The organism is Bradyrhizobium sp. (genome assembly GCF_049798375.1).
Classification (GTDB): Bacteria; Pseudomonadota; Alphaproteobacteria; order Rhizobiales; family Xanthobacteraceae; genus Bradyrhizobium.
In genome coordinates this window covers 1-17,259 of sequence record NZ_JBARGP010000588.1, presented here as the reverse complement: position 1 = coordinate 17,259, position 17,259 = coordinate 1, and the positions used below count along the sequence as shown (strand labels likewise).

General features: G+C 61.9%; 16 protein-coding genes and 1 pseudogene. 7 read left to right on the top strand and 10 right to left on the bottom strand.

Features of this window, described 5'->3' with window-relative positions; genetic code table 11:
• Positions 1–55: 55 nt before the first annotated feature.
• From WA702_RS23600 to WA702_RS23575, 6 genes and pseudogenes are all read right to left on the bottom strand, one after another.
• Positions 56–347: pseudogene (locus tag WA702_RS23600) on the bottom strand (ABC transporter substrate-binding protein); the annotation flags it as partial.
• Positions 348–525: 178 nt separating this feature from the next.
• Positions 526–1,086, bottom strand: a complete 561-nt coding sequence (locus tag WA702_RS23595; RefSeq protein ID WP_425112967.1) for a flavin reductase family protein — start codon at positions 1,084–1,086, stop codon at positions 526–528.
• Between the two features lie 9 nt (positions 1,087–1,095).
• Complete coding sequence (locus tag WA702_RS23590) at positions 1,096–2,274, bottom strand: acyl-CoA dehydrogenase family protein (RefSeq protein ID WP_425112977.1); 1,179 nt, start codon at positions 2,272–2,274, stop codon at positions 1,096–1,098.
• A 207-nt stretch (positions 2,275–2,481) separates the two neighbouring features.
• Complete coding sequence (locus tag WA702_RS23585) at positions 2,482–3,738, bottom strand: CaiB/BaiF CoA transferase family protein (protein ID WP_425112966.1); 1,257 nt, start codon at positions 3,736–3,738, stop codon at positions 2,482–2,484.
• A 191-nt stretch (positions 3,739–3,929) separates the two neighbouring features.
• The gene (locus WA702_RS23580) at positions 3,930–4,397 is read right to left on the bottom strand and encodes a GNAT family N-acetyltransferase (RefSeq protein ID WP_425112965.1); all 468 of its coding nucleotides are present in this window, start codon (positions 4,395–4,397) and stop codon (positions 3,930–3,932) included.
• Positions 4,398–4,461: 64 nt separating this feature from the next.
• On the bottom strand, positions 4,462–4,629 hold the full coding sequence (locus tag WA702_RS23575) for a hypothetical protein (protein WP_425112978.1): 168 nt from the start codon (positions 4,627–4,629) through the stop codon (positions 4,462–4,464).
• A gap of 582 nt (positions 4,630–5,211) precedes the next feature.
• Between WA702_RS23575 and WA702_RS23570 the strand changes: the two genes are divergently transcribed.
• The 3 genes from WA702_RS23570 (at position 5,212) to WA702_RS23560 (ending at position 8,662) form a co-directional block, all read left to right on the top strand.
• The gene (locus WA702_RS23570) at positions 5,212–5,397 is read left to right on the top strand and encodes a hypothetical protein (protein WP_425112964.1); all 186 of its coding nucleotides are present in this window, start codon (positions 5,212–5,214) and stop codon (positions 5,395–5,397) included.
• Positions 5,398–5,498: 101 nt separating this feature from the next.
• Complete coding sequence (locus WA702_RS23565; protein ID WP_425112963.1) at positions 5,499–6,824, top strand: NRAMP family divalent metal transporter; 1,326 nt, start codon at positions 5,499–5,501, stop codon at positions 6,822–6,824.
• 245 nt (positions 6,825–7,069) lie between these two features.
• Positions 7,070–8,662, top strand: coding sequence for an NAD-dependent malic enzyme (locus tag WA702_RS23560; RefSeq protein ID WP_425112962.1), 1,593 nt, complete (start codon positions 7,070–7,072; stop codon positions 8,660–8,662).
• Between the two features lie 18 nt (positions 8,663–8,680).
• On the opposite strand, the gene WA702_RS23555 is transcribed toward WA702_RS23560, so the two are convergent.
• Positions 8,681–10,639 carry a potassium transporter Kup gene (locus WA702_RS23555; RefSeq protein WP_425112961.1) on the bottom strand — a complete coding sequence of 653 codons (1,959 nt, stop codon included), beginning with the start codon at positions 10,637–10,639 and terminating at the stop codon, positions 8,681–8,683.
• Between the two features lie 113 nt (positions 10,640–10,752).
• On the opposite strand from WA702_RS23555, the gene WA702_RS23550 reads away from it, so the two are divergent.
• The 3 genes from WA702_RS23550 (at position 10,753) to WA702_RS23540 (ending at position 12,838) form a co-directional block, all read left to right on the top strand.
• Complete coding sequence (locus tag WA702_RS23550) at positions 10,753–11,640, top strand: TauD/TfdA dioxygenase family protein (protein ID WP_425112960.1); 888 nt, start codon at positions 10,753–10,755, stop codon at positions 11,638–11,640.
• Positions 11,641–11,978: 338 nt separating this feature from the next.
• Entirely contained in the window at positions 11,979–12,524 is a 546-nt protein-coding gene (locus WA702_RS23545) for a transporter (protein WP_425112959.1), read from the top strand.
• On the top strand, positions 12,518–12,838 hold the full coding sequence (locus tag WA702_RS23540) for a transporter (protein ID WP_425112958.1): 321 nt from the start codon (positions 12,518–12,520) through the stop codon (positions 12,836–12,838). The genes WA702_RS23545 and WA702_RS23540 overlap by 7 nt, the downstream gene beginning before the upstream one ends.
• Before the next feature lie 10 nt (positions 12,839–12,848).
• On the opposite strand, the gene WA702_RS23535 is transcribed toward WA702_RS23540, so the two are convergent.
• Both WA702_RS23535 and soxC read right to left on the bottom strand, forming a co-directional pair.
• Entirely contained in the window at positions 12,849–13,364 is a 516-nt protein-coding gene (locus WA702_RS23535) for a c-type cytochrome (protein ID WP_425112957.1), read from the bottom strand.
• 7 nt (positions 13,365–13,371) lie between these two features.
• Positions 13,372–14,655 carry a sulfite dehydrogenase gene (gene soxC, locus WA702_RS23530; protein ID WP_425112956.1) on the bottom strand — a complete coding sequence of 428 codons (1,284 nt, stop codon included), beginning with the start codon at positions 14,653–14,655 and terminating at the stop codon, positions 13,372–13,374.
• A 237-nt stretch (positions 14,656–14,892) separates the two neighbouring features.
• On the opposite strand from soxC, the gene WA702_RS23525 reads away from it, so the two are divergent.
• A complete protein-coding gene (locus WA702_RS23525; protein WP_425112955.1) occupies positions 14,893–16,425 on the top strand; it encodes an FAD-dependent oxidoreductase in 1,533 nt (510 codons plus the stop codon).
• Here the strand turns inward: WA702_RS23525 and rocF are convergent.
• The coding region (gene rocF, locus WA702_RS23520; protein WP_425112954.1) for an arginase at positions 16,422–17,259 on the bottom strand (838 nt) is incomplete at its 5' end. The genes WA702_RS23525 and rocF overlap by 4 nt on opposite strands.

The window sequence follows — 17,259 nt, the reverse complement described above, 5'->3', positions numbered from 1 at the left end:
CCCGCGATGATCGACATTGGCGGATGTCACGGATTGCGAATTACATTCGTATATCTGGCGGGAGCGCATCCTGCGTCTTGGCCTTCATGCCGAAGGTCACGCCAAAATAGCTGATATCGGCCAGCGGATTGTTCTCTCGGCCAGAATCTGAGCGAGTGCCTGTCCCGAGTTCTTGTTGTCATGCGGAATTTCGTAATCAAATCGGCCTTGATGGACTTGAGCATGGATGCCCAATCTGCCCATTCCGGCGGACAATTGTAGCAAATGACGTCGGCGGCCTTGGCCGGATGCCATGGCGCGAAAATGCACAACGCAAGCATAACGATGGCGAGGCGGGGAAATTTCATACGGCAAACTCCGTCGTGATGGCATATCGGCCAGCAGCAAGCTTCCACTAATGGCCGCACAAGGATTTGCGACAGCGCTGCATGACGGATCGACAAGATAAAGATCTGAACATTCATTATCGGACACGCGAACAGAACGAGGCGGACAACGCAATCCAAGGTCCGGCGTGCCGAAGCCTTACTGTTTTTTAAGGTCCTCATCGGCTGAGAACCGACCGAAGCTACCGCGCAAGAACAGCAGCGGTTCGTCGCGATTGTAGGCGTACGCTTCCACTGCACCAAGAAAGATCACGTGATCTCCACCGTAGTAACGGTTCACGGACCGACATTGAAAAGTGGCCACGCTCTCGGCGAGCAAAGGCGCTCCACCAAGACCAGCTTTCCAATCCACACCAGCAAATTTGCCCTCGGATGATTTCGCAAATTTGCTGGCCAGTGCCTGCTGCGACCTGCCTAACACGTTGACTGCAAAATGGCTCGCGTTCTGGAACACATTGAGGCTCGAGGAATACAGCAATAAGCTCCAGAGCACGAGCGGCGGGTTGAGGGAGACTGATGCAAAAGAATTGCAAGTCAGACCGTACGGCTTCTCGCCGCTGTCGGCAGCCGTAATAATCGTGACTCCGGTCGCATAGGTCCCCAGCGCGTTGCGGAAGTCTCGCGGATCAATCGGAGAACTATCGCTGGCCAGCTCGTTCCCGGGATCTGGGCTAGCCGGATGCTTTGGCGTATCACTCATCCGGATGCCTCAGAGCGTCAGATTATCTGACGGCAGCCCCAGCGCAACCCGCCCATAGCTGGTGCCTGCCGCGTCGAAATTGAACGCGATGTGGGAATTGATTGCATGCGCATCGCGAAATTGTCGCTGCAGAACGCCCGACGTGAACAAGCCGCGCGCGCCGCTCGCGGCGAACAACAACGACACCGCTTCCGTGCAGAGATTGACGGAATAGGCTCCGTCACGGCGGTAGCGGGTCTTGGTCGCCATGTCAGGAATACGGTCATCTCTCGCGCAGGTCATCGCACCGACGCAGCTTGAACGCATGATCATGCGGGCAGCGTCGATCTTGGCGGATGCTTCGGCGATCTTGATCTGCGTACTCTGGAGATCGCCGAGCCTGGCGCGGTTATAGGTGGACGCCCGATGCTGGGCACCTTCGATATAGTCATCGAGGCAGGCCTGCGCATTGCCAAGCGCCACCCCGGAGATGACAAACGGAAACAGCGAGAACACCGGCAGCTTATAGAGCGCATTCGGATTGCTTGCGCTGCCGGGCGTAGCACCACCGCTCAGGTCGCTTACCGCGATCGTCATTTCGTCGGCGACAAAGGCATCGCGCACTTCGACATCATTCGACGCCGTTCCGCGCAGACCGGCGGCCCTCCATGTGTCGAGAATCGTATAGTCCGCCTTTGGTAGCAGGAAGATGCGGTATTCCACACCATCCGCTTCGTCTTCGGACGCAACGACACTGGCGAGCATATTCCACTGGCACGAGGCGACGCCGGATGACAACGGCCAGCTCCCGCGCAGTTCATAGCCGCCCTTCACGCGCCGCGCACGGCCGGCCGGGAAGATGAAAGAGGACGCGATCAGGACATTGGGGTCCTCGCCCCAAACTCTGTCCTGCGCCCGACGATTGAACATCGCCAGCATCCAATGATGGCTGGCGAGATTGGCGACATTCCAGGCGACCGATGCATCGGCTTGCGCAAGCAGATCCGTGCAATCCACCAACGCCACATAATCGAGCTCAAGCCCCCCGACCCGCTTCGGCTGCAGGATTCGGAACAGTTGAGCGTCGTGCAGAGCTTGCTCGGTTTCCGGCGGCAAGCGCCGCAGTTCCTCAGTCTGCTCAGCCCGAGTTCGAAGCGCTGGCAGGAGGGCGCGGACCCGCTCGGCGACGGGGGCAAAGGGATCGCTCATCACGGACTGCCGATGGAGCTCTGGGTCGGTATCTTTGCCATTGTCGATTTCCTTGCCAATTGACCGATCCTTTGCGCCCAGCAGGGATGACTCGCGAAGCACCGGCGCGAGTGCCAACGCTCTGCTCCACCTCTTCGGTTCATTGTTATCCGTTATCCTCGCGTTGGCAACCAAGCCTGGCCGACCTACGTCTGACGCCAGCAAGCATCATTCGGCGGCCTTACCGAAGGCTCCGGCTTGGCGCAGCGCTGCAATGCGGTATTCGTCATAGCCCAGCGTGCCCCGCAGGACCTCATTCGTATGCTGGCCAAGCAATGGCGCAGCAACCGGCGTAACCGTTGGTGTGAGCTCCATGGTGATCGGCGTCTCGATGTTCGGTACCCACCCGGCGGTTGGATGCGGGATACGGGAGAGCCGGTCACGATCGCGCGCCTCGGGCGCGTTGAATCCCTGCTCGACGCTCCGCAGATAACCGGCCGGTATGTTCGCCTTCTTCATTTTTGCCATCCAGTTCTCGAGCTGGTCGGTCGCGAAGACCTCTGCAATAATCGTTCGCAACTTCTCCTTGTTCGCCGAACGCTCCTTTCGCGTGGCGAACTGCGGATCCGTAACGAGGTCAGGTCGTTTGAGCACGTCGGTCACGAGGCGGCGATAGAGCCGATCGTTGGCACATGCGATGTAAAACGGGCCGTCCGAGGCTTCGTAAACGCCGACGCTGGGAGACCCGTTCGGGGAGTTGCCGAAACGCCCTGGATTGTTTCCACTCATCAGATAGGCCATGCCGTAGAAGCCGGTCATGGCCATGGCCGTATCATAGAGAGCGATCTCCACATGCTGCCCGCGCCCAAGCCGCTCACGGGCCAACAGCGCCAGCAGGATGGCATTGCACGCCGACATTCCCGTCGCCATGTCGACGATCGGCGGTCCCGTCCGCACCGGAGGTCCGTCCGGAAAGCCGTTCAACGACATGAATCCACTTTCCGCCTGCGTTATGGGGTCGAACCCGGGACGCCATGCGAATGGACCTTTTCGCCCGTAGGCCGAGATCGAGCAATAAATCAGCCGCGGATTTGCGGGAGATACACTCGCATAATCCAGGCCGAATTTTCCCATCACGGTCGCGGAGAAATTCTCCACGACGACATCGGCTTTGGCGATCAGGTCGCGCGCCACGTCGCGGGCTCCGGGAATTGTAAGGTCGAGCGCGATGCCACGCTTGTTGCGGTTCAAGCTGATGAAGGCAGCGCTTTCGCCGGCAACTTCCGCGTGCTCGTAGGCACGGGTGTCGTCGCCGCCATCCGGATTTTCGATCTTGATGACCTCCGCGCCGAAATCTCCCAAGGTTTGCGTGCAGGCTGGCCCCGCCACGACACGGGTGAAATCGATCACGAGCAGCCCATCGAGCGCGGTCGGCGCATCTTTCGCGCGCGACGGTCGATCGGGCAACGACACTTTGGCACCCATACGCCGCATTCCTTCCCTTGGTAGCGATCATCTTCGTGATCTTGAACACCGGCTCCCCGGAGGAACCTCGGGGACAGCCGGAAGCAGTGCACTCTGCTGGTTATCCCACCTCGTCGCACAAAAAAAGCCCGGTAGCCACATGGCCACCGGGCGAGAAAAGCGGTGCTGCGGCGCGCACGGCGCCGGCGAACTCAGGCCAAACGGTTTGCCAATCGGCTACTCCGCGACAGCGGTTTGAACATCTTGCGCCAATAGAGCGTGTGCGCCCAGCCCCACGGCGATCGTGGTTCGAACATGCGATAGCCGGCGCGAATGAAATTGTTCGCCGAGACGACGTTGTCGGTCGTATCGGAGATTACGCCGTGCCAACCATTATGCCGTGCGCGCTGTTCCGAGACCCGCATCAGCCGCAACTGCAAGCCGCGACCGCAATGCGACCTGATCACCCCGACGCGGCAAAAATATCCGCAGTCCGACATCACCACCGAAGGCACGAGCCCGGCGAAGGCGACGGGCACCCGGTACTGGCTTGCGACCCACCAGTGACCGACCTCAAACCTCGGCAGCGGTGCGCTGCTCAGGAATGTCGTGCGGTGCAGATCGGTCAGCAGGTCGACAACCTCGTCGTCGAGCACGTCGACTTCCCGGATCCGGTACATCCTGAGCTCCTTGCCATTGCACACGGATGGGACGTCGCGATCGCTCGTCGCGACGTCCCACCGCTCACTTGCCGAGCATCGCCTTGACGCCGAGCCAGACCGCGCCGAGGAAGCCGCTGACGATGATGGTGATTACCGCTTTGAAGGTATAACTCTGGGCCTGTTCGACACTCTTCCGCCACCGTCGCAGATGTTGAAAATCGGCGCGCAGCTCGGTAAGGGTCTTGGGCATGCTCTGCTTCTGCTGCGCTTGAATGATGGGGAAAGATCCTAACGGGCAGCGGCGACATCGGCCGCGCCACAGACCAGCCCGTTCGCGCGGACCGGCCAATATTGATCGAGCGCGCGCGCTATCGCACGCAACGCTCGGGTGCAGGGGTGGACGGCGACGCGCGATCGACGCAAAGCAGCTGTGGGCGTCCCGTTGTGCGGATCGCCGTCCGAACAGGAATGTCTGGGTGAACAACAGCCCGTGTCCGGGCAAACAAAAGCCCGCATGCCGATGATCCGGCTGCGGGCTGGCTTTATCGCAATTGCGACATTGTCGATGATGACATCATGCAGGTGATTTGCCCGACGTGTCAAATTTGATGAAAATGCGGTGGATCGTTTTGGGCGCGTCGAAACCGCTTCCCGAGTTCTGAGCTCTCCAACGAAAAACCCGCTGCCGATTGCGCGGCGCGGGCTCTATAGTCTCGTCGATGATGCCAATCTGCACCTGATTTGCCCGACGGGTCAAGCGCACAGTGCCTCGTGACAAACGGCCGCTGTGATGCGCAGTGCGTGCGGGCGATGAAGCACAAGGAGACCCGGCATGTATAACGTCGCCGCCGTACTCGGCGTGCTGTTCGGACTGCTTTACGTCTCTGGTCATCATGAGATCGGTTCGATCAGTGACGACGTCTGCAGCTATGGTGGACCGCTCTGCGATAACCCGCACTATGTCCTGACGGCGGCGATCCTCGCCGCGGTCTGGGGCAAGCTTGTCAGCATCCGTTAGCGTTTCGCCGCCCGTGCTGTTGTCGAGGACCCGGGAACTATTTGCCGGCACTCCGACTTGACTTTGCGGCATCGCGCTCCCGGAAGTCGACCAGCCGGAGAATGATCTTGACGACCGAGACCGCTTCACCAGCGCGCGCGCAGGCGCAGTCGTCAAAGCGCTCGGGCTGGCGGATTCTGCGTCTGCTCGGTCCGGGTCTGGTGACCGGGGCCGCGGACGACGATCCCTCGGGTATCGCCACCTACTCGCAAGCCGGTGCTCAGTTCGGCTTCGGGCTGCTGTGGACCGTTTTCCTCACGACGCCGTTCATGATCGCGATCCAGCTCGTCAGCGCCCGGATCGGACGCGTCACCGGCAAGGGCCTTGCGGCCAATGTCATGGAGGTGGCGCCGCGCTGGATTGTGCTTGGCCTGGTCTGCCTGCTGGTCGGTGCCAACACCGTCAACATCGCAGCCGACATCGCCGCAATGGGCGAGGCGCTGTCGCTCGTGATCGGCGGCCTCAATCATGAGCACGCCCTGATCTTTGCGGCGACCTCGACGCTGCTGCAGGTCTTCGTGCCCTACCGTCGTTATTCGCCCGTACTCAAATTCCTGACGCTCGCGCTGTTCGCCTATGTGGCCACCGCGTTCACCGTGAAGATTCCCTGGAGCACCGCCCTGCTCGCCGCGGTCTGGCCGAAGGCCACCGTCAACGCGGACTACTTCCTCATGGTCGTCGCCGTCCTCGGCACCACGATCAGCCCTTATCTGTTCTTCTGGCAGGCCTCGCAGGAAGTGGAGGAGATGAACCAGGGCAAGGTCGACCGTCCGCTGCGGGAGCTGCGGCGTGATAGCCATCTCGATCTGGAGCGGATCAGGATCGATACGAGCGTCGGGATGGGCCTGTCCAATGTGATCGCCTTCTTCATCATCCTCACGACGGCAACCGTGCTCCATACCCATGGCGCTACTAACATCAGTTCGGCGACGCAGGCCGCCGAAGCGCTACGGCCGCTGGCCGGAAACTTCACCTTTGTGCTGTTCGCGCTCGGCATCATCGGCACCGGCATGCTCGCCATCCCCGTGCTTGCCGGCTCCGCCGCCTACGGCGTCTCCGAGGTGTTCGGCTGGCGTGCAACGCTGGAAGCCAAGCCGGACGAGGCGACGGGCTTCTACACCATCATCGCTGCCGCAACCGTGATCGGCTTCGGTCTCGGCTTCACCGGCATCGACGCGATTCACATGTTGGTGTGGAGCGCGGTGCTCAACGGCATCGTCGCGGTCCCCATCATGGTGATGATGATGGTGATCGTATCCAACACCAAGCTCATGGGCCGCTTCCGCGCACAATCCTGGCTGATCGGATTGGGCTGGATTGGAACTGCGCTTATGGCGCTCGCCGTGCTGGCGCTGCTCGGATCATTCGTGGTGGGCAGTTCGACCTGATCGATCCCTTCTTGATTCGCCAAGACGCCGGGACAAATCCCATCGCAGTCGCAACACGTGTTTGGTGCACTGCGATAGCGCTTCCATGCTATGCCACCGCGAGTTGCCATGTTTCCGCGCCTGATCTTTGTCAAGGCTTGCGCTCCGATTTGGCGAAGCTAAACAGAAGCGTTTCTTAGGAGGCCGCCTTGACGATGTCAGAACGATCGATTCCGCGACCGGCGCAACAAAACTTGCCATGCGGCTTGCCACTCTTGCGCGATCCTCTGCTCAACAAGGGCACCGGTTTCACCGAGAAGGAGCGCGATGAACTCGGGTTGCGTGGCTTCCTGCCCGCGGGCGTGCTGTCGATGCAGGATCAGGTCGAGCGCATCCTGCTCAATTTGCGCAGCCTGCCGAACGATCTCGACAAGTATGTGGCGCTAAATTCGCTTCATGACCGCAACGAGGCGCTGTTCTTCCGCGTCGTCTGCGACCATATCGACGAGATTCAGCCGCTGATCTATACCCCGACCGTCGGCCTTGCCTGCCAGAAATACGGACTGATCTTTCAGCGGCCGCGCGGGCTGTTCATCTCCGCCAACGATCGCGGGCGGATCGCGGACATTCTCGCGCGCTGGCCTTATCGGACCAAGCTGATCGTCGTCAGCGACGGCGAGCGCATCCTGGGCCTTGGTGACCTCGGCGCCCATGGCATGGGCATTCCGGTCGGCAAGCTGTCGCTGTATTCGGCCTGTGCCGGCATTCACCCGGAGCTCTGCCTGCCTGTCATGCTCGACGTCGGCACCAACAACGAAGAGTTCCTCAACGATCCCCATTATATCGGCCTGCGTCAGAAGCGCCTCACCGGCGAGGCCTATGAGGCCTTTGTCGATGAATTCATGACGGCCGCACGCGCGACCTTCCCGGGCGTGCTGATCCAGTTCGAGGATTTCGCCAATCACTCGGCGTTCAAGCTGCTGCACAAATATCGCGACGATGCCTGCGTCTTCAATGACGACATCCAGGGCACCGCGGCGGTGGCGCTCGCTGGCCTGTTTTCTGCGCTTCGCATCAAGGGCGGCCATCTGCGCGACCAGACCGTGCTGTTCCTCGGCGCCGGCGAGGCCGCGACGGGAATTGCCGACCTCGTCGTGTCCGCCATGATGGCGGAGGGGTTGTCGGAGGCCGAGGCGCTGCTCCGCAACTCGCTGACGGATTCGCGCGGGCTCGTGGTGAAAGGCCGAGACAATCTCAGCGGCCACAAGCTGCGCTACGCCCACGAGCAAGCCCCGATCGGCGACTTCCTCACCGCGATCAAGATGCTGAAGCCCACGGCGATCATCGGAGTCGCCGCGGTGGGTGGCGCCTTCACGCCCGAGGTGCTGCAGACGATGGGCGAGCTCAATGAGCGTCCGATCATCTTTGCGCTATCCAACCCGACCTCGAAGGCCGAGTGCTCGGCCGAAGCCGCCTATCGCCTCACCGGCGGCCGGGCACTGTTCGCTTGCGGCAGTCCCTACGATCCGGTCAGGCTCGATGACAGGACATTCGTGCCGCGCCAGGGCAACAACTCCTACATCTTCCCGGGAGTGGGTCTCGGCGCGATCGCGAGCGGCGCACGGCTGATTACCGACGAGATGTTCATGGCTGCAGCCCACACGCTCGCCAATTGCGTCACCGGCGCCGATCTCGAGCAGGGCAGCCTGTATCCGGCGCTGCCCCGGATCCGCGAGGTCTCGGCGCATATCGGCGCGGCGGTCGCCAGCGTGGCGTATCAGAACGGTCTTGCCACTGGGCCGGCGCCGAACGACTTGCTCGGCTATGTCGAAGCGCAGATGTACGAGCCGCGCTATTGAGTAGATCGCATCGCGCCGTCAGATCGCAACCTGCCGGCCGATCTCCACGACGCGATCCTGGGGAAGGCTGAAGAAGTCGCTGACATGAACGGAGTTGCGCTCCATGAGCGCGAACAGACGTTCCTGCCAGGCCGGCAGGCCTTTGCCGTCCTCACGGCTGATCACGGTCTCATGGCCGACGTAATAGGTCACATCTGCAAGATCGATGGTGCAACCGAGTGCTTTGCTGGCTGCGAGCAGTTCCGGAATATGGGGACGCTCCATGAAGCCAAAGCGGGCTTCGGCCCGCCAGACATTCGGCACAACCTCTTTGAGATCGATTCGACCCGCGGAGCTTACCCAAGGCACCGACCGCACCATGACGCGCAGCACGAACACGTGTTCATGTAACGCGCGGTTGTGTTTCACGTGCCAAAGCATCACCGGCGGCGCGCCTTCTTCGGTGCGGGTCAGGAACACCGCGGTTCCAGGAACGCGCGCGATTTTCTTGTCATCGACGGAAGCCATGAACTCCGGCAGCAGAATAAGTGTCTCGCGAAAGCGGGCTGAAACCGCCGCGGCGCCGCGATGCCAGATCCACATCACGCCGTAAACGCTGGCGGCAAGCAGCAGCGGCACATAGCCGCCTTCCGCAATCTTGGTCAGGTTGGCGAGGAAGAACGCGCTGTCGATGGTCAAAAACAGGGCGGCAACTGCACCGGCCGTGAGAAGGCTCCAGCGCCAGATCTCGCGCATGGCGATGAACAACAGCGCCGATGTCATCAGCATCGTCAGCGACACGGCGATACCGTAGGCCGACGCCAGATTGTCGGATTTGCGAAACCCGACGGTAAGCCCGAGCGTCACGACCATCAGAAGCCAGTTGACGACCCCGACATAGATTTGGCCATAGCCTTTCGACGACGTCTGGACGATCGAGAGCCGCGGCAGCCAGCCGAGCTGGATGGCCTGCCGGGTCATCGAGAACGCGCCGGTGATGACCGCCTGGCTCGCGATGATGGTCGCCGATGTTGCGAGGGCGATCAGCGGCAACAGCAGCATCTGCGGACACAGCCGGTAGAAGATATTGCCGTCGGTCGGCGCGCCGTTCAGCACCAATGCGGCCTGGCCGGCATAGTTCAGGATCAGGCTCGGGAACACGATCGCGAACCATGCGAGCTTGATTGGGCGCGCGCCGAAATGTCCCATGTCGGCGTAAAGCGCTTCAGCGCCGGTCACGCAGAGGAACACCGCGCCCAGCACGAGAAAGCCGGTGGCACCGCTGGAGAAGAGATACGACAGGCCATAGAGCGGATTGAGCGCCACAAACACCGCCGGGTGCGCTGCGATTCCTACGAGTCCCAGCACTGCGATAGTGACGAACCAGACCAGCATCACAGGACCAAACAAACGGCCGATCGACGCCGTTCCACGCGACTGGATGGCAAACAGCGCGAACAGGATGACGACAGCCGCCGGGACCACATAGGGCTGCAGCGCTGGGGTCGCCATGTCGACGCCTTCCAACGCGGACAACACCGAGATCGCCGGCGTAATCGCGCCGTCGCCATAGATCAGCGCGGCGCCGAACAATCCCACGGCGATGATGGTCGGCCGGTGCTGTCGCTTGACGCCAAGCAGCGCCATCAGTGCCAGAATGCCGCCCTCGCCGTCATTGTCGACGCGCATCGCGAACAGCACATATTTGATGGTGGTGATGATGAACAGCGTCCATAGCACCAGCGACAAGGCGCCGAGCACGGACGCAGGATCGGGGGTCTGCTCGCCGACACCGAGAATGGTCTTGAACGTATAGAGCGGGCTGGTGCCGATATCGCCGAACACGACGCCGAGGGCCGAGAGCGCCAGGAGGCTGAGCTTTCCCTGGGGCGCCTGATGCGCCGGAATTTCGGTCGTGGAGGTTTGATCGTCGGCCAATGTCGTATCCAATATGGAGCGCACCCTGCCGAACGCAGCAGCCGCTTCGCCAGAAGCCATTCATACAAACTATCATCTTGCAATGCGACAGCGGAACGACATCCTGGTCCGGCGTTGCGAGCGTCGCCGCCTTGTCCTAAGCTCGCGTCAAGCAAACGGCAGGAGGATCGGTCATGGATGTCATTCCCTGTGGTCCAGGCTTTGGCGCAGAGCTGCGCGGCACCACGCTGTCAGATATCGCCTCCGACGAGGACACGTATACGGCGGTTCGTGCCGCATTCGAGGAACACTCCGTCCTGGTACTGCGCGACCAGGACGTCAGCGACGACGTGCAGCTAGCCTTTTCCCGCCGGTTCGGCCAACCGGAGGTCACCAAGGTCGGCAGCCAGGGGACCGGCACCTATTTCGTGGTGCTGTCCACGATCGGCCCTGACGGGAGCGCCGTACCGCCCGACCATCGAATGGCGTTGCGCGCCAAGGCGAACCAGCTTTGGCATACTGATTCGTCGTTCAAGCGGCTGCCGGCGTTGGCCTCGGTCCTGTCGGCGCGCATCATTCCGGAGCATGGCGGCGAGACCGAATTCGTCTCCACCCGTCTCGCCTTCGAACGTCTTGCACCCGACATGCAGCAGCAGCTCGAGAATTCCTACGCCTGGCATGACTACGCCCATTCGCGCGGCCAGATCGCGCCCGACCTGGCGAGCCCGGAAGAGCGTGCAGCATTGCCGGCGCAATGCTGGCGGCTGGTCTGGCGCAACCCTGCCAATGGGCGTGGCGCGCTCTACATCGCCTCGCACGCCTACGCCGTGGAGGGCATGGAGGCATCGGCTGGAAAAGCCCTGATCGACGAACTGACGGCCGCAGCGACCGCGCCCGGCAGCTTCTATCTGCATCAATGGCGGATAGGCGACGTGGTGATGTGGGACAACAGGGCCACCATGCACCGCGGACGGCCCTGGCCGGCGCCGGAGCCGCGGCTGATGGTACGGACGACGATCTCCGCCGCCGAGACCGATGGTCTCGCCTCCATGCGCCCGCCCTTCGGGCAAGCCGCGGAATAGCAGTGCGTGTGCTTAGTTCGCGTGCTGCGTGACGGTCTGTTCGCTGGTCAGGACCAGATCGGAATAGACAGCACCGGAAATTGCGAGCAGCGCCAGAAGCGAAATGACGGCCAAAATCTTCATGACCTGCTAGGTCGTCCCCGATTGTGGCCAAAACTGGCTACATTTGGCGCGATTTCGGGTCTATCCCGGGAAACATAAAGGCGAATATCGCGGCGTCGGCAACTATGACGAGCGCTAATGCACCCTCGGCTGCCAAGGGGGACGGGAGCATTGGGAATAAGTGGCGTGCGGCACCGGTCGTGACTGCGAGGCGGCTCTTGGTCTTGGACAGTCGGGTGGGGGAAGTCGTGAAGTGGCGTTACGTCAAGTCAAGTTCGGTCGTCAGCCGTGCGGCCCTTCTGCCCCTTCTCGCTTTCCTTGCAGCGTTCGACGCGGCCGACGTGCAGGCGGAGTCCTGTCCGACTACTATGGACGAGCTGGCAACCGATCGTCCTGATGTCACCAATTCCAGCCTAGTGATCCCGACGGGTAGCTTCCAGAGCGAGAACGGCATCAATCTCAGCGCCCAACACGGCGGCCATACGATCGACGGCACCAACACAAGATGGCGGCTCGGCGTCGTGCCGTGCCTCGAACTGTTGGTCGACCTGCCGAGCTATATCGGCAATGTTCGTGCACAAGGCGCAATGGGATTCACCGATCTGACGCCTGCCATCAAATGGCAGGTGACCCCGATTCCAGGCAAGTTTGGCCTCTCGGTCGTTGTCGGTGCGGCGTTGCCGACCGGCGCCGCCGATATCGCCGGCCGCGGCACCCAGCCCTACGTACAACTCCCCTGGTCCTACGAACTGCATGACGGCTGGGCGTCAGCGGCATGCTGACCGAGTTCTTCCGCCCCGAAGAGATTACGACAAAGCACGTCACCGAAACAACATTCGTGCTGGAAAAGAAGCTGAACGAGAGACTCAGCCTGTTCACTGAATATGTCGGCGACTATCCGCAGAGCGCAGGCCCGACTCAGTCGATCAATTCGGGCGGGCTCTATCATCTGAGTCCGAAGGAGCAGATCGACTTCCACGTCGCCTTCGGACTCAACCACAATTCACCATCCTATATCGCCGGCGTCGGCTATTCATTCCGGATCGATGGATTGTTCGGCACGCGGCGCACCCAGCAGGCCGGCCCGCAATTCTGACGCCTCGCTTTCATTTCACGTCGGGCCGTGGATCGCCACCGAACCCATTGCGGTTCGGCATCCTGACCGCGGCCAGGCTCTTGGCATCGAGCGTCGCATCCGCGGGCACGATCCCGTTCAGGCTGAGAATATAGGCCGACACGGCGTAGACGTCGTCATTGCTCAGCGACTGCGGCGCGTTCTGCGGCATGGCGCGACGGATGTAATCGAACAATGTCGGCGCATAGGGCCAATAGCTGCCGACGGTGCGCACCGGCTTGGCCGTGGCGAGTGTCCCCTGCCCGCCGACCAGCCTGTCACCGATGCCGCCTTCGGCCTTGTCGCCGTGACAGGCCGCGCATTGCTGGACAAAAATCTCATGGCCGTGGCGCACAGTCCCGCTGCCCGGCGGCAGGCCGCCGCCGTCGCGGCCGATATCGATATTCCAACCCGCGATCTCGTCAGGCGTCGCAGCACGGCCGATGCCGAATTTGCTTTGCGCCTGGGCGCTCGCCGTCGCAGCGACCAGCGCAATCAGGACCATCATCCCAAAGCTATGCGAGCGCATTGCTCACCTCGCCATCCGCTCCGATCTGCCAGGGCCAGATCGCGTTGTTGTGATAGAACGAATTTTCACCGCGTACCGCGACCAACTCTGCCAATGTCGGCTGAACATAGCCGGTCTCGTCGGTCGCCCGGCTCTGGATCGTGGCCGGCAGGCCGTCCCATTGCCACGGCAAACGAAAGCGGGTCAGCGCGCGTGTCAAGATAGGTTCTTGCAGCCTTGCATCCTGCCAGCTCTTGCCGCCGTCGACGGAGACCTCGACCTTGCTGATCTTGCCGTGCCCGCTCCAGGCGACACCGGTGATCTCGTGGTAGCCACGATCGGCCAGCCGCTGGCCGCCCGATGGACGCGTGATGATCGACTTCGCTTCCATGTAGAAGGTGAATTCGCGTGCGATGCCATCCGGCATCAGGTCGGTGTATTTCGACGTCTCCTCGCGTGAATAGGCCGGCTCCGACGTGACATGCAGCCGACGCAGCCATTTCACGTTCATGTTGCCTTCGAAGCCCGGCAGCAGCAGCCGAAGCGGATAGCCCTGCTGCGGCCGCAGCCGCTCGCCATTCTGGCTGTAGACGATCATCGCATCATCGAGGCATTTCTCGATCGGAATGCTGCGTGTCAGCGCCGCAGCATCCGCGCCCTCGGCAACCACCCATTTCGCGTTCGGCTGCAGACCGGCTTCTTGCAGCACCAACTTCAGCGGGACGCCGGTCCATTCGGCGCAGCTTAGCAGGCCGACCAGATCGGACGCGGTCTTGCCGTAGGGCTTGGTGTAGGTCGGATTGCCGGAGCATTCGAGAAAGTGTATCCGCGATTCCGATGGAAAGCGTCTGATGTCGTCGACCGTGAAGATCAGCGGCCGGTCGACGAGCCCGTGCACCATCAGTCGATGTTGCTCGGGATCGATCGTCGGCACGCCGCCATGATGACGCTCATAAAACAATCCGTTCGGCGTGATGATGCCGTCGAGATCCTGCAGCGGCGTCCGGCCCGACGCGGAGATATACTGCGGCAGCTTCTTCGAGATGTTCTTGACGACGTGCCGCTCGAATGGCGACGGCGAGCCATAGGGCTGGCTGCCCATCGGGTCGCCCGGTGCCTTCATCCATTCCGGCACATTCGGCGGCAGGTTACCGCTGCCTTCAGACGCAGCAGAGGCTTCACGTCCGGCGAGTCCGACAACGATCATGGCGCCGCCGGCAGCAGCGCCATCGCGAAGCAGACGTCGGCGCGTAGGCGTGGCAGCTTCGGAGGAATCGTGTGGTTTCGTCATTCCGGCGCACTCCGTCATGGGTCACGCATCTCAGCACCTTATTGGCCCCCTAGCAAACCACGAAAAGGTCTTCCAGAAGCTGGGGCTCGCACGCGCGAATCATCTCAAAGACGTGCGTCCCGGAATGGTTCCCTTCGCCTACAGCTGAGGAGCCATCCGACAGGCGCATCCGTTTTTTCATGTTCGACAGATGACCATTCATATTGAGAAGCAGTAAAATGCGCCGGGAGACCCGCCATGCCGAATGAAGTTCTGATTATTGGCGCCGGCCCGACCGGCCTCGTGCTCGCGCTCTGGCTGACCCGACAAGGTGTCAGCGTTCGCATCATCGACAAGACATCCGAACCGGGCACCACCTCGCGCGCCCTCGCACTGCAGGCGCGAACGCTCGAGCTCTACCGACAGCTTGATCTTACCGATCCCGTGATCGCCGGCGGACACCATGTTCCAGCTGTGAATATGTGGGTCGAAGGACAGCGGGCCGCGCGTCTCCCATTCGAAGACGTCGGCGCCGGATTGACGCCCTATCCATTCCTGCACATCTTTCCGCAGGATCAACACGAACGGCTGCTGATCGAGCGGCTGGAGCAAGCCGGCATTCAGGTCGAACGCAACATCGAGCTGGTGGATTTCGCCGATCGGCCCGATAGCATTCTGGCCCGCCTGCGTGGTCCTGATGGCGCCGAGCAGGATTGCGAAGCACGCTATATCGTGGGCTGCGACGGTGCCCGCTCCCGCGTCCGCAACGTCATCGGCAGCGGCTTCCCAGGTGGGACCTATCGACAGCTGTTCTACGTCGCGGATGTCAATGCGACCGGGACGGCCGCCAATGGCGAATTGCATATCGATCTCGACGAAGCCGATTTTCTTGGTGTCTTTCCGATAGATGACAAAGGACGTGTGCGGCTGATCGGAACGGTGCGCGACGAACGCGCAGACCAGGCCTCCGATCTGGAATTTGGCGATGTCAGCAACCGTGCGATCCAGCATCTGAAGCTGCAGGTCGACGAGGTCAACTGGTTCTCGACCTATCATGTGCATCACCGGGTCACCGACCATTTCCGCAAGGGGCACGCCTTTCTCGTGGGCGATGCCGCGCACATTCATAGCCCGGCTGGCGGCCAAGGCATGAATACCGGTATCGGTGATGCCATCAATCTCGCCTGGAAGCTGGCGAGCGTACTGGCCGGCCATGCCCCGGACCGCCTGCTCGATAGCTACGAAGCCGAGCGCATCGGCTTTGCGCGGCGCTTGGTCGCAACCACCGATCGGGTTTTCAGCTTCGCCACAGCGGAAGGCCGCGTGGCGGACCTCATGCGCACCCGCATCGCACCGGTACTATTACCGCTTGCGACGCGATTTGAGGCAGTCCGCGAGTACATGTTCCGGACGGTCTCGCAGATCATGGTGAACTATCACGACAGCCCGTTGAGCCGTGGTACGGCTGGTCATATTCGCGCCGGCGATCGCCTGCCGTGGATTGCCGCCGGCGGCGTCGACAATTACGCGCCGCTGAAGGAGATCGGCTGGCAGGTGCATGTCTATGGGCAAGCTCACGCAGAGCTCGCGGCGTGGTGCACGACACACGGCGTCGGACTGCACGTCTTCGCATGGCAGCCGGAGCACGAGGCCGCGGGGTTCGTCCGCGATGCGCTCTATTTGCTTCGACCCGACACCTATGTCGCGCTGGCGGACACCACAGCTGCGCCCGACAGCCTGCAGAGCTACTTCGCTGCCCACCAGATTACGCCGGCGAGCTCCGCCGCTTAGTGATCCTGTACGATCGCGTTGCTCGGCGTCGGACGATCGGTGATCTGTTGGCCGAACAGGCTGCCGATCAACTCGACTGCGACCCGTGCCGTCTTGCCACGTTCGTCGAGGAACGGATTGAGCTCGACAATGTCGACCGAACGAACCAGCCTGGAATCGTGCAACAGCTCCATGACGAGATGCGCTTCGCGATAGGTCGCCCCGCCCGGCACCGTCGTGCCGACGCCCGGCGCAGTGTCGGGATCAAGAAAGTCGACGTCGAAACTGACATGAAGCACGCCATTGCGTGCACGCACCTTGTCGATGACGCGCCTGATCAGCACGCCGACACCGAATTCATCGATCGCCCGCATGTCGACGATGCTGATCTTCCGGGCCCGTAGCAGGTTTCCCTCGAGCTTGTCGATCGAGCGGATACCGAACAGTTCCAGTTGATCCGGTTTGAGCCGGGCGCGCGGGTCGTCACCGAGGAGGCCATCGAGCCCCGGCTCGCCGCACAGGAATGCAGCGGACATGCCGTGCATGTTGGCGGATAGCGTCGTTTCCGGCGTGTTGTAGTCGGCATGCGCGTCGAGCCAGAGTACGAAGAGATCGCGGCCGGCCTCCCGCCAGTGGCGTGCCACGCCATTGACCGATCCCATCGAGAGCGAATGATCGCCGCCCAGGAAGATCGGGATCGCACCGGTCTGCGCCAGCTCATAGCTGCGGCGGGCGAGCACGCGGGACCAGCGCTGAATCTCCCGGTAATGGTTGGCTTTCAGCGGAGGGACATCGGTGAGATCAGCGATGTCGGTAATGCCGACATCGCCGAAATCGGTGATGCCGAGGCCGAGG

Excerpts from the sequence above, each read along its gene's own strand:
- WA702_RS23595 (WP_425112967.1), bottom strand. The coding sequence starts at position 1,086 with ATGAGTGATACGCCAAAGCATCCGGCTAGCCCAGATCCCGGGAACGAG.
- WA702_RS23590 (WP_425112977.1), bottom strand. The coding sequence starts at position 2,274 with ATGAGCGATCCCTTTGCCCCCGTCGCCGAGCGGGTCCGCGCCCTCCTG.
- WA702_RS23585 (WP_425112966.1), bottom strand. The coding sequence starts at position 3,738 with ATGGGTGCCAAAGTGTCGTTGCCCGATCGACCGTCGCGCGCGAAAGAT.
- WA702_RS23580 (WP_425112965.1), bottom strand. The coding sequence starts at position 4,397 with ATGTACCGGATCCGGGAAGTCGACGTGCTCGACGACGAGGTTGTCGAC.
- WA702_RS23575 (WP_425112978.1), bottom strand. The coding sequence starts at position 4,629 with ATGCCCAAGACCCTTACCGAGCTGCGCGCCGATTTTCAACATCTGCGA.
- WA702_RS23570 (WP_425112964.1), top strand. The coding sequence starts at position 5,212 with ATGTATAACGTCGCCGCCGTACTCGGCGTGCTGTTCGGACTGCTTTAC.
- WA702_RS23565 (WP_425112963.1), top strand. The coding sequence starts at position 5,499 with ATGATCTTGACGACCGAGACCGCTTCACCAGCGCGCGCGCAGGCGCAG.
- WA702_RS23555 (WP_425112961.1), bottom strand. The coding sequence starts at position 10,639 with ATGGCTTCTGGCGAAGCGGCTGCTGCGTTCGGCAGGGTGCGCTCCATA.
- WA702_RS23550 (WP_425112960.1), top strand. The coding sequence starts at position 10,753 with ATGGATGTCATTCCCTGTGGTCCAGGCTTTGGCGCAGAGCTGCGCGGC.
- WA702_RS23540 (WP_425112958.1), top strand. The coding sequence starts at position 12,518 with ATGCTGACCGAGTTCTTCCGCCCCGAAGAGATTACGACAAAGCACGTC.
- WA702_RS23535 (WP_425112957.1), bottom strand. The coding sequence starts at position 13,364 with ATGATGGTCCTGATTGCGCTGGTCGCTGCGACGGCGAGCGCCCAGGCG.
- soxC (WP_425112956.1), bottom strand. The coding sequence starts at position 14,655 with ATGACGAAACCACACGATTCCTCCGAAGCTGCCACGCCTACGCGCCGA.
- WA702_RS23525 (WP_425112955.1), top strand. The coding sequence starts at position 14,893 with ATGCCGAATGAAGTTCTGATTATTGGCGCCGGCCCGACCGGCCTCGTG.